Genomic DNA, 11,950 nt, shown 5'->3' on the forward strand with positions numbered 1-11,950 from the left:
ATGAGCCCATTGAAAATTATCATTTTAGGGTTCTGCATTGCGAAACGTAGGATACGATTTTATAAAAAACAAAAATATAGTACTACCTGTAAGTTTTTGCCTGATTGCAATTCTGTTGACTATTTTTATTATTAATACCGTTGTTGGTCTCTTTGTTTTTTATACTGATCCTAGCCAGTCAATCTTCTGGCATGCGCTGAGTCCTTATCTGATTGCTTTGCTGTTATGTGCCATGATGATCTCGGTCATCTATGAATTCTATATTTTTCGGAATGGCGGTTATTCGCTGGCGAAGCAGCTAGGTGCGCGTCGGTTGAGTCCGATGGACAGTATTCCAGAAGAAAGTGCTGCACTGCACATTAACCAGCAACTGTCAGAGACTTTTCTGATTGACGTTCCGGCGGTATATGTGCTGCCCGATGAAGTTGGTGTCAATGCATTGACGGCAGGGTTTAGTCCGCGGGATACCGCAATTATCCTGACTTGGGGTGCGATACAAACACTGGATAAAGTCGAGCTGTATGGCTTGCTCAGCCATGAATTCAATAAAATCCTGTCTGGTGAAGCTGCGGAAAATACCCGTTTGAAAATTCTGTATAGCAGTTTAACTACGTTTAGTCAGTGTGGCAGTAAGATTGCCAAGTCCGGTTTTTATCGAGCGGGTAGTCCTCGTGAAAACAAGTTCGAAACTTTCTATGTTTCAGTCGGTGCGGTGATCTGGCTGATTGGTAGTTTGGGTGTTTTGATTTCCCGTTTCATTAAATATATTTCACTCGGTGGTCGGACCTATAAAAATGATCGAAAGACCCGACGCCTGATTCAAAATGATGCCAATATTCAGACTTTACTCAGAATTCATGTGCATCATTCTGGATCCCAGATTTATAGTGAATATGCTGAATCCATTTCACATATGTGCTTTGCTAATTCCTTGAGCCCGCAAAACTGGTTGAATATTCATCCCAATATTAATCAACGGATTTATGAATTAAATCCTGCCTTGATTCAGGACTTACAGCTTGAAAACCTGAAAAAACTCAAGAATCAGCCTTTGTTTAGTTTATTCCGTTCTTTGGAAGAAGTGGTGCCTGAAACTGCAATGAGCTGGAGCTCGCCACAACCTTTGCCATTATTGCGGCTGTCTCCGATCAGTTTTGCGATTAAAGATGCGATCAAACCACTGAATCCGGAACTTCGGCTCAAGATGCCACGTCCGGAACTGATTGAGCGTGCATTACAAACGGCAACCGGTTCTCGTGAAGTGATGGTCGCCATTTTAATGATTCGTCAATATCGTGAATTTATTCCGACTGAGGCTGAAGTCAGCCGTGCCATTGTAGATTCATTGCTCAATCTGGACGGGCGGGTGCATATTTCGATTTTTCAGCAAGCCTGCAAGAATATTGGTGGCATGCCGACAACTGTAGCACGGCAGTTTTTGATGAAGCTGGCACGGATCATTCAGGAAGATGGCGAAATTGGCCTGTTGGATGCATTATTACTGGAATGTGTGAAATACGAACTTAATTTGCTTCCTGCACATACGCCTACCGCACTCGATGAGGTCAAGCCACAGATTGTACGTTTGATTGACGCCTTGCTGCATGTACAGCAGATTAATAGCGGCAACCAGCTTGAGGTTCGGGAGCGAATTTTAAACCGGATTCTGACCGCTCAGGAACTGGACTTATATAATGAAATTTCTGATGAGCCGATTGATCTAGCAGAAATCCTGAATGATATTGCGGGGCTGTTATTGCGTGATCGCCTCAGTATTTTAGGTATTGCAGAGGCCTGTTTGTGGAGTGATCGTATCGTGACACAGGATGAGTTGGACGTGATGGAGCTGTTATATTGGCGCTTGGGTTTTGAGGCAGAACAGGTCGTTCAGCAAATGTTAAAGAAGAACAGTTTAACCATTCTGTAGAAAATAAATGAGAACGCGCAGCTTTAGCCGGAATCTGTTATAACAGCAGGGATGGTTTAATTGTGTATTAAAAATACAGGTTTTAACATGCAGCTAAACTTTGTACTAGAATCCATCAGGATAAAAAAGAAAAGCTGAAAAAGTTCGGCAAAGCACAGGCAATCCGGCTAAAATGTTCAGCCTGAAATTGGTGATGATGAAAAGATGATTGGGCATCAGCGTGACATACTGGCAACATTAGGAATCGATCTCTGGATTCCTAGGGACAGCGCATGTCAGCCGCATCAGGTTTCGATCTGGCGTGATCAGGCTGCACCTGAATTTCACACCGATATCGTCTTGCCTCAGCCTGCTTCAATAGAGGCGTTGGCTGATCTACCGATTCCTGAGCCTGAGCCAAGCGTTGCACTTAAGGTTGATACACCACCTGCGGCACCGACTCACATTGCACCTGTTCAGGAACAGCGTGAAATCGTACAGATCCCGCCATTCAGTTTACAGGCTTTAAGTCTAGCACATTGCAGTATCGTGATTGATGCAACTGCAATGACCGAAGACACCCAGAATTTATGGGGCAATATCCAGCGTGCAGTCCCAGGTGAGTTTCATGAGCTGAACTGGCCATTTCCCTGGGCCAATGTTCAGGATGGACGTGGTGTAGAATCCTATATTCAGGGTTTTCTGGATGGAATGAGTGCAGAGAAAAATATTATTTTCCTCGGGCCTGTAGCGCATATATCAAATACGAAAATGATCCAGTTGGCATCTTTACAAGAAATGCTGGATCAGCCGATTCTAAAAAAACGTTTATGGCAGTTTATGCAAAATAGGACTGCCAGTCTGGAATAATCTTGCTGTGGAATAAAAATAGATGAAACAAAAAGTGGTTGTATTTAGTCAAATTGATACTGATATTCAAAACAAGCTGGAACAAAATTATCAGGTTAATTATATACAACCGAAGCTAGGCGATGTGAATCAACAGCTTTTGCAGCAGGTTCAGGATGCTGATGGCATGATTGGCGCAGGGCGCTTGTTGAATCGCGATAATCTGGCCAGTGCCACCCGGTTAAAAATTATCTCCAGTGTCAGTGTCGGTTATGACAACTATGAACTGGATTATTTAAATGAAAAGAAAATTTATCTCAGTCATACGCCGCATGTACTGACTGAAACCACTGCTGACCTGGCTTTCACTTTACTGATGTCAGCAGCACGCAAAGTGGCTTACCTGGATCAATGGACCAAGCAGGGACAATGGCAGCGTACCGTGGGCGAAGCACAATTTGGTATGGATATTTTTGGAAAAACCCTCGGAATTATTGGTCTCGGTCATATTGGAGCTGCAATCGCACGTCGTGGTTTTTATGGTTTTAATATGAATATTCTGTATCATAATCGCCGGGAAAAACCAGAACTCGCTCAAGGGTTGAATGCGCAATATTGCCAGCTTGATGAACTGTTACAGTGTTCTGATTTTGTGGTCGTTGCAGTAGATTTGAATGCGGATTCCAAAGCCCTGATTGCAGCAGCGGAATTGGCGAAAATGCAATCCCATGCAGTATTGGTCAATATTTCACGTGGCTCGGTCATTGATGAACAGGCATTGATTGCAGCTTTAAAAGCTAAGCAGATTTTTGCTGCCGGTCTGGATGTGTATCAGAAAGAGCCGTTAAAAGAATCGGAATTATTCCAGTTGGATAATGTGGTTACATTGCCACATGTGGGTTCGGCCACTGCAGCCACCCGTAAAAAAATGGCAGAACTGGCCTATCAGAATCTTGTTGATGCCTTGGAAGGACGAGTGCCCCGTTATGTGGTCAATCCGGAATTTTAAAATGCATCTGATTCGTCGTTTAAATGGTATTAAAAAATAACATTTTCTTGCGTCTCTGCTCATTGTTCAATGCTATATTCAAGATAAATTAGATCGGCAGGATTAGAGATTTTTCATTGAAACGATTGGCGCTGGCGTGTGGCTTAAGTCTGTATATGGTAGCAGGGCACGGCTCTAACCATGATTTTAATCAAGTAAATGTACAATTTTCTGTGCCTGATATTGGTACAGGCGTCGGCTTACTCGATCAACAAAAAGAAAAAATGATCGGTGAAAAAGTCTATCGTGAAGTGCATAAACAAATGCCGGTCCTGCAAAATCCATGGCTTGAAGATCAGTTGCTTTCAGTATTTTCTCATATCCTGAGTCAGACTCAATTGCAACAGCCGATCGGTTTGCTGGTCATTAATGATCCCCAAATTAATGCTTTCGCCGTACCGGGTGGCCTCTTTGCACTTAATGCTGGTCTGATTAATTCAGCCCGAAACATGGATGAAGTGGCAGGAGTGATGGCGCATGAAATTGCACATGTCACACAACGTCATTACAGTCGCTCTCAGGATGCATTTAAAGGGCAAGGTTTACTGGCGCTAGCCGGAATTCTCGTCGGTGCTTTGGTCGCTTCTCAGGCAGATGGCGATGTCGGCACAGCGGTCATGATGGGTTCACAGGCAGCACTTCTGGATAAACAGCTTACCTATAGCCGTAATCAGGAGCGTGAGGCAGACCGGATTGGTATGCAATATATGTATCGTTCCGGTTATAACCCGCATAGTATGGCAGATTTCTTTGAGGTCATGCATCGCTCGACCAGCCGCTTAAGCTTTCTGCCGGATTTCTGGTTCACTCATCCACTCACCACCGAGCGTATGAGTGAAGCACGTTTACGTGCCAACCAGCTTCCTGCGGTGAAACGCAGTCTCAATGACCAAGACTTTGACATTATCAAGTGGTATAGCAGGGTATTGTCTGGTCAGACCAATGCAGAGCAGCTTATCCTGATGGACCGGCAAAATAATTTTGCAGGCCAGCTTGCCTTAACTGCCTATCGAATACAGCAAAGTGATTTCCAGGCCGCGCAGGCCACTTTAGATCGAGCAAAAAAGCATAACCAGATGCATCCTTTACAGGTTTTATTCCAGACTGATATTTATTTAGCTCAGAACCAGCTTGATGCAGCTTTGGAAAGTGTAGCGTCAGCAGCGCGGATCATGCCGGAAAATCGAGCGCTCAATTATAAATATGCAGAAGTGCTGATTCGCGCCAAGCAACCCGATAAAGCAAAAGTTTTAGTGCAGCGATTTCTAAATGCCAATTCACGGGATGTCAGTGGCTGGCGACTAATGCAACTGGCTGCCAATGCAGAGCCAGATTCGCCGATTAAGGCTGCCAATGTGCTGCGCTATCGTGCAGAAGTAGAATATTGGTCAGGATATGAAGAAACTGCCATCAAATCATTATTACATGCACAGCGTAGCGTAAAGAATAATCAATCTTTATCGTCCACCATTCGCCAGCGTCTGAAGCAGATGCAGCAGGCACATCAATATAAGATTTAAAGCTGAACTGGGTTTTAAGTTTTTGTATCAGGATGATATAGCAAGAATATATTCAATCAGGCTACAATCTTTTTGAAAGATCAGCGTGAATCAAACTGAAGCATAATATGAAAAAAATACTATTGGGCGTGTGTCTACTGGGGTGGAGTTATGGGGTTTTTGCTGCGAGTGCAGTTGAATATGTAGAAGCAATAGAACGAATTAATGCGGATTATAAAAAGGAATCGCGTCAGTTTTTAAGTGGTTTAAATCCGCAGCAACAGGGATTTAGTCCTGAGCAGAATGCAAAATTTTGTGGAATTGTAGGACGTTATGTTGATCGTTTATATCAGGCCGCTGACCAGAATCGTCCTTATCTGGATCGTCAGTTTCAAAATATGAGCAAACGGGATGTAATTATAGAAGTGAAATCGTCTAAAGAGATGCAATTACTTAAGCGTTATCAGGTCGATTGTAATTTGCAATGAGAATACGTCAAGAACTGTCTTTGATGATTAAAGGCAGTTCAACGTTAAAGAGAAAATGCTAGAGAGTAGGGATTAAGCAAGTTGCGCTTTGATTTTGGCGGAAACTTGTGCAGGATCGGCGCGCCCGGCTATGAGCGGACGCAGAGAATTCATCACCTTACCCATATCTTTCATGCTAGTAGCTTCTTGCGCTGCAATAGCTTGCGCAATCATGGAATCAAGTTCTTCCTCAGTCATAGCTTCTGGTAGAAACTGAGACAAAATCTCAATTTCGGCTTGTTCCTTACTAGCTAAATCATCTCGGCCAGCGCCTGCAAAGGCTTTAACCGATTCTTTACGTTGTTTAATTTGTTTTTCAATGACCGCAAGAACCTGAGCGTCGTCAAGTTCTTTGCGCTCATCGACTTCGATTTGCTTAATTGCTGCCTGTAGACTACGAATGACCGTCAGCTTGGACATTTCTTTGGCACGCATTGTTGCTTTCAAGACATCCGTGATTTGGTCTTTTAAAGTCGTCATTATTTATTCCAGGCAATCAATCACAAATTAATCTTAGTAAAGGCGAGTCGTACGTACTGATTCACGCGCCAATTTCTTTTGGTAGCGTTTAACAGCAGCAGCTTTTTTGCGCTTACGTTCTTGAGTTGGTTTCTCGTAGAATTCACGCTTACGTACGTCAGCAAGAACACCCGCTTTTTCGCATGAACGTTTGAAACGACGGATAGCTACGTCTACTGGTTCGCCTTCTTTCAATTTAACTTGTGGCATGAAGAATCCTCATATCAGTTAGGGTAAGATCTCGGGCTGAATTGCCCTCAATCACAAGTGAAGGTCAGTATTTTACTCATTTACATCTCATACCACAAGTCTATAATAGTTGCTGCAATAGAATTGATACAGGTTATAGGCAGTTTAATGATCGTTTTAGGCTTGGAAACGTCGTGTGATGAAACAGGACTTGCGCTGTATGACAGCGAGTTGGGTTTGCGCGGACAGGTGCTTTATAGCCAGATTAAACTGCATGCAGAATATGGCGGTGTAGTTCCAGAGCTGGCGTCACGTGATCATGTGCGTAAACTGATTCCACTCATCAATGAGCTGCTTGAACAGAGCGGCGTGAAAAAATCAGAAATTGATGCAGTGGCTTATACGCGCGGACCGGGTCTGATGGGTGCACTCATGACAGGTGCATTGTTTGGTCGTACTTTGGCCTTTGCATTGAATAAACCCGCAATTGGTGTGCATCATATGGAAGGTCATATGCTGGCACCTTTGTTGTCAGAAACTCCACCTGAGTTTCCATTTGTTGCATTGTTGGTATCAGGTGGGCATTCACAACTTATGGCAGCTTATGGCATTGGCCAGTATGAACTCTTGGGTGAATCTATTGATGATGCGGCAGGCGAAGCATTTGATAAAGTCGCGAAGATGATGGGTCTGCCGTATCCAGGTGGTCCAAATATCTCCAAACTGGCGGAGCAGGGTGACCCGAATGCCTTTGCATTCCCGCGTCCAATGCTGCATCAAGGCCTAGAATTTTCATTCAGTGGTCTAAAAACGGCTGTTTCTGTACAGATGAAAAAACTGGGTGATGAAAATCGTGATGCCGATATCGCTGCCAGTTTTCAGGAAGCCATTGTTGATACTTTGGTGAAAAAGTCGGTGAAAGCACTGAAGCAAACAGGTCTTAAACGTCTGGTGATTGCGGGCGGTGTCAGTGCCAACAAGCGTTTACGTGAGCGTTTAGAAGTAGATTTAGCCAAGATCCGTGCATCTGTTTATTATGCTGAACCTGCACTCTGTACAGACAATGGTGCCATGATTGCTTTTGCGGGCTATCAGCGTCTCAAAGCAGGGCAGCATGATGGCTTGGCGGTGACCACCACACCGCGCTGGCCAATGACGGAACTGACTAATCCGACAGAGGCATAGATTTCAGGCTTGAAGAAAAGAGGCTTAGGCCTCTTTTTTATTGTGAATTTTTAAATGAAAACTTATAGCAACGATATGTTGTAAATATATAGTTTTATGGCTGTATTTAGAGCTCTTATATTCTATTGAAACTATAAAAATAGTTTAATAGCTTAAGTTGATATCATGCATATTTTTACAGGTTTACAGCAGAGGCAATCTCGGATGGAAAATATAAATTTCAAAAGTTTTCAGGATGCTGGAGAGGCAGTGTTAAAGTTTCTGCATCAGCATTTTGGCTTTAATTTATGGATGATCACCCGGGTAGAAGGCCAAGACTGGATTGTGCTGCAAAGTGAAGATCATGGTTATGATATACGACCCGGCCAGGTGTTTCAGTGGGCTGATTCTTTTTGTTCTCATATGGTCGCAGGTAAGGCCCCGAGAATTGCACCCCGCTCTGAAGAAATTCCTTTATACGCCACAGCGCCGATTAATCAGCAGGTCTGTATAAAATCTTATATTGGTCAGCCACTCCTTAAAGAAGATGGCAGTTTGTTTGGAACGCTCTGTGCGATTGATCCAGAAACCAAATCAGAAGCTATTGTGCAAGATATACAACTGGTCGAGTTGTTGGGACAATTACTCAGTTCGATCTTGCAGGCAGAATTACGTCAGAGTGAGCAGATGAGACAGCATGAATTATTGCAGGAAGAAGCCAGTAAAGATGAATTGACCGGGCTATATAATCGTCGCGCTTGGGAAAAACTGCTGCGAGCAGAAGAAGAGCGTTGCAAGCAATATGGTCATCCCGCCGCTGTATTATTTATTGACCTGAATGACCTAAAAAAAGTGAATGATAATTTAGGTCATGATGAAGGTGACAAACTGATTCAAAATGCAGCGCAAATATTACGAGATAATGTACGGATCAATGATATTGTTGCTCGTTTGGGTGGTGATGAGTTTGTGATTCTTAGCGTGGAAAATGATGAAACGGGTACTGAAAGTTTAGTGGATCGTTTAATTAATGCCTTTGCAGCAGCAAACATTGGCGCAGCGATTGGTATGGCGATGCGTCATCCTGGTCATGGTTTATTTGCAGCGCTCGCACAAGCGGATCAGAACATGTTTGAATATAAGCGTCGGAAAAAATTCAGTGAATCCGTGACCAATCTAAAATAATTGACGCTTTAAATCTTCTGTAAATAATTAAGTATTTCATATTATAAAAATGATCATTTTCTATGTTCTAAAGTCATCCTATCTTTTAATATTCTCCTTCATACCTATGTGTAGAAGTTGAACATGATTCTCCATAAAAAGAAAATTCAATCCATCTTTAACTTAACCATTACAAATTTTATAAGCTTTGTTGCAAAGTAAATTGACCTAATTAAATGCGCTTTAATCGTGTTGAAAAGTGACTCTGGTAAGGAGCGAGCTTCAAATAAGCACTTCATTTCTTATGATAATTGTTGTTTGAAATATACATTAAAATTACAGAACCAAAAATTTCTTTGTTTAAAAATAAAGCGCTATCTAAGGATAAAACTGGTTGCCAAGAAAAAACATTACCGGCAGAAATAGCATTTGAGCTGTTCAGTTTCGAGATGGCCAATCTTTAGTGATCACCAAATAAAAATGCAAAGAAATTTTAGGGAATAAATTTTATAAAAAAGCAGATTTCTATCTTTGGACTCGCTCTTGTCTCGGGTTTAATGAGTGCCTGTGGTGGTGGGGGAAGTAGCTCAGACAGTCCTACTGTCACTACACCTCCAAATGTTCCGAAAGAAAGTATTTCCTCTGAGCTTTCAGAGGAATTTGTCCTGCTTAAAGATCAGGACATTGTAGACAAAATTCGAGATAAAATTTCCGGAAATACCAGTAATGATACCGACTATAACGTTGCTCTAGGTCACATGATTGGAGAAGTATTTGCAGATTATCCTTATGGGCGTACTGCACGTATCATCAAAATTTATAATCTGGGCATCAATAGTATTAAATATCCAAATCTGATCTGTTCGGAAGTCAATACCACTGGTTCGGTCAAAACCCTGAAATTAAAAACAGATAAAGATAACTGTATTATTCTGGATAAAACTTACCGTAAAGGCTCAAACATTACTCAGACGGTGAATGGTGACACGACGACTTTAAGCTTTAGCAATGTCCGTTATGGTTCAAATGTAGATTTTAATCTCAAGGACGACTACCTGATTTCTGGCACAATTGTGCATCGTAAAACCAAAAATAACATGGGTGAATCCGAATCTTATCAAATCGATCAGTTGGAATTCCAGCGTATCGCCGAGACCGGTCAGGCAGGTACTTCTGGAATCGCGTTTGATACAAAGAGCAAAGAATATCTGCAGGTGCGTAATTATAATTACAGATTGGTCGATGATTATGGCAGTGGCAGTAATGGGATTCGTACCTTAACCAGTCGTGGTACGATTATCGGTCAGCCTGATCTGGCAGATTATCGTTACAGTTTTGATTTTAATACCACGACACCATTTAAAATGGATGAAACCGTATTAAATTACTATAAGCATTTGCCAAAAGAGGGCGTGCTTAGAATTAAGGACAGCGATGATCAGGTAATTGAGGTCAAACAGAACCAGCCTGAATCATTGAAGGCTACTGTTTATTTCAATGGCAGTGAAATTGATGACCTGCTATGGTCTACCATTATCGGTGATAAAAAATAATTCGAGATGTCAAAAAAGCCCTGTATTTCCAGGGCTTTTTTTATTATTGATTGGGGAGAAGTCTTTATTACAAAACTATTTTGAATAGCCGTGCTAATAAATCAGGTAACTGTAGCATCCAATAACAATTCGGCGGGATAAACCGCTTGCCATGAAGTTTTAAACTGTTTATGCACTTGGTCAATTGGGAAAGTACTGAGTTTTGCAATATTTTGCGCTTTTTGAATATTGTCGGCGCGCATATATGCAATCAAATAGTCCTGACCATGAAGTTGCAGATAAAACCAGGACTCGACATGAACCTGTTCAGCCTTAAGCGTTTCAATTACTTCGTCTTGACGTGCTTTCAAAGTACGCTGCCAGTCATGAACTTGCTGCATTTGTAAGGGCTTAAGTTGAATGAGAACTGCGCCGACATCCATAATTTTAATTTTCTTTTGAGTATCATCATTATATAAATGATTTATATGAAAAAAGCGACCTGAACCGGTCGCTTTTAAGTTGTTAAGAGGCATTTAGTTGGGTTGAACCAATCCAGTGCTTGGAAAACTGATAGGCAGCACGTCCTGAACGTTGACCGCGTGCCTGACACCAGCGTAGGGCTTCAGCACGGGTTTCTGGCGTGAGTTCCATGCCTGCCTTTTTGAGGTAATGTTCGACAATTTCCAAATACAGGTTCTGATCCATTGGATAGAAAGACAGCCATAAACCAAAGCGGTCAGACAGTGAAATTTTTTCTTCAATCGCTTCCTGAGGATGTAATTCAGTATATTGCGGCACATCAACTCGGGTAACGGGCGTATTTTCATGCATGAATTCGGGTAATAAATGACGACGGTTACTGGTCGCATAAATCACAAAATTGCTGGAACCGGACTGTAAAGAACCATCCAGAACACTCTTTAAACTGCGATAATTTTCATCTTCGGCATTAAAGGCCAGATCATCACAGTAGACAATGAACTTCTCTGGACGCTCTGCAATGAGTTGCTGAATTTGAGGCAGATCGGATAAATCATCCCGTTCGATTTCAATTAATCGTAACCCTTGATCTGCATACTCGGTGAGTAGGGCACGAACAATGGAGGATTTACCCGTACCGCGTGAACCGGTCAGTAAGACATCATTGGCAGGTAAGCCGTTTAAAAACTGCAACGTGTTCTGGATGACTTTTTCTTTTTGTCGCTCAATCCCTTTTAAATCGGCCAGTTCCATCTGTCTAAGCTGATGAATAGGTTTGAGTTCACCATGTTGCCATTTATAGGCATGAGCAGAAAAATCAGGAATTTGTTTTAGTTCGGGCAGACTTTGCTGAAGTTGCTGCAGAACAGTCGAAAGGGCATTTAAAATATGGTCAGGTAACTCAATTTTCGCCATGATTTAACATTACAGATTTAAAATTATGGCTAAGATAGTACCATTGCAAAATTCACAGTCAAAGCCAGAAAAGTATGATAATTTGCTTAAAGTAGAGAATTTTCGTTATTGTAGAGGATAGAAAATTTGTACACATTTTCTGGCTCTGGGTACGA

The 11,950-nt window shown here is 42.1% G+C and carries 12 protein-coding genes; 8 read left to right on the forward strand and 4 right to left on the reverse strand.

The genetic code is table 11. The features are described from left to right. Positions 1 to 37 precede the first annotated feature (37 nt). The 5 genes from G4D73_RS00675 to G4D73_RS00695 all read left to right on the forward strand — a co-directional run bounded on the left by G4D73_RS00675 (position 38) and on the right by G4D73_RS00695 (position 5,790). Positions 38 to 1,927, forward strand: coding sequence for a M48 family metalloprotease (locus tag G4D73_RS00675; RefSeq protein WP_213687133.1), 1,890 nt, complete (start codon positions 38 to 40; stop codon positions 1,925 to 1,927). Positions 1,928 to 2,131: 204 nt separating this feature from the next. After that, the gene (locus G4D73_RS00680; protein WP_213687134.1) at positions 2,132 to 2,776 is read left to right on the forward strand and encodes a hypothetical protein; all 645 of its coding nucleotides are present in this window, start codon (positions 2,132 to 2,134) and stop codon (positions 2,774 to 2,776) included. Between the two features lie 22 nt (positions 2,777 to 2,798). Continuing rightward, positions 2,799 to 3,764 carry a 2-hydroxyacid dehydrogenase gene (locus G4D73_RS00685; protein WP_213687135.1) on the forward strand — a complete coding sequence of 322 codons (966 nt, stop codon included), beginning with the start codon at positions 2,799 to 2,801 and terminating at the stop codon, positions 3,762 to 3,764. 116 nt (positions 3,765 to 3,880) lie between these two features. Further along, entirely contained in the window at positions 3,881 to 5,323 is a 1,443-nt protein-coding gene (locus tag G4D73_RS00690) for a M48 family metalloprotease (protein WP_213032099.1), read from the forward strand. Positions 5,324 to 5,430: 107 nt separating this feature from the next. Continuing rightward, positions 5,431 to 5,790 carry a hypothetical protein gene (locus G4D73_RS00695; RefSeq protein WP_213687136.1) on the forward strand — a complete coding sequence of 120 codons (360 nt, stop codon included), beginning with the start codon at positions 5,431 to 5,433 and terminating at the stop codon, positions 5,788 to 5,790. Positions 5,791 to 5,862: 72 nt separating this feature from the next. Here the strand turns inward: G4D73_RS00695 and G4D73_RS00700 are convergent, their stop codons facing one another. Together G4D73_RS00700 and rpsU are read right to left on the reverse strand one after the other, a co-directional pair. Beyond that, the gene (locus tag G4D73_RS00700) at positions 5,863 to 6,309 is read right to left on the reverse strand and encodes a GatB/YqeY domain-containing protein (protein WP_213687137.1); all 447 of its coding nucleotides are present in this window, start codon (positions 6,307 to 6,309) and stop codon (positions 5,863 to 5,865) included. Positions 6,310 to 6,342: 33 nt separating this feature from the next. Continuing rightward, positions 6,343 to 6,558, reverse strand: a complete 216-nt coding sequence (gene rpsU, locus G4D73_RS00705) for a 30S ribosomal protein S21 (protein ID WP_001136722.1) — start codon at positions 6,556 to 6,558, stop codon at positions 6,343 to 6,345. A 147-nt stretch (positions 6,559 to 6,705) separates the two neighbouring features. On the opposite strand from rpsU, the gene tsaD reads away from it, so the two are divergent. From tsaD to G4D73_RS00720, 3 genes are all read left to right on the forward strand, one after another. After that, entirely contained in the window at positions 6,706 to 7,722 is a 1,017-nt protein-coding gene (gene tsaD / locus G4D73_RS00710) for a tRNA (adenosine(37)-N6)-threonylcarbamoyltransferase complex transferase subunit TsaD (RefSeq protein ID WP_005246735.1), read from the forward strand. Positions 7,723 to 7,926: 204 nt separating this feature from the next. Continuing rightward, positions 7,927 to 8,886 (forward strand): sensor domain-containing diguanylate cyclase, encoded by a 960-nt coding sequence (locus G4D73_RS00715; protein WP_004646617.1) that lies wholly within the window; start codon positions 7,927 to 7,929, stop codon positions 8,884 to 8,886. Between the two features lie 488 nt (positions 8,887 to 9,374). Beyond that, the gene (locus G4D73_RS00720) at positions 9,375 to 10,418 is read left to right on the forward strand and encodes a hypothetical protein (RefSeq protein WP_213687707.1); all 1,044 of its coding nucleotides are present in this window, start codon (positions 9,375 to 9,377) and stop codon (positions 10,416 to 10,418) included. Between the two features lie 101 nt (positions 10,419 to 10,519). On the opposite strand, the gene G4D73_RS00725 is transcribed toward G4D73_RS00720, so the two are convergent. Beyond that, positions 10,520 to 10,933 carry a DUF6176 family protein gene (locus G4D73_RS00725; RefSeq protein ID WP_213687138.1) on the reverse strand — a complete coding sequence of 138 codons (414 nt, stop codon included), beginning with the start codon at positions 10,931 to 10,933 and terminating at the stop codon, positions 10,520 to 10,522. Then, positions 10,923 to 11,795 carry an ATP-binding protein gene (locus G4D73_RS00730; protein ID WP_004280026.1) on the reverse strand — a complete coding sequence of 291 codons (873 nt, stop codon included), beginning with the start codon at positions 11,793 to 11,795 and terminating at the stop codon, positions 10,923 to 10,925. Before G4D73_RS00730 ends, G4D73_RS00725 begins: the two co-directional genes overlap by 11 nt. Positions 11,796 to 11,950: the final 155 nt, after the last annotated feature.

Source organism: Acinetobacter sp. WY4 (genome assembly GCF_018438165.1).
Classification (GTDB): domain Bacteria; phylum Pseudomonadota; class Gammaproteobacteria; order Pseudomonadales; family Moraxellaceae; genus Acinetobacter.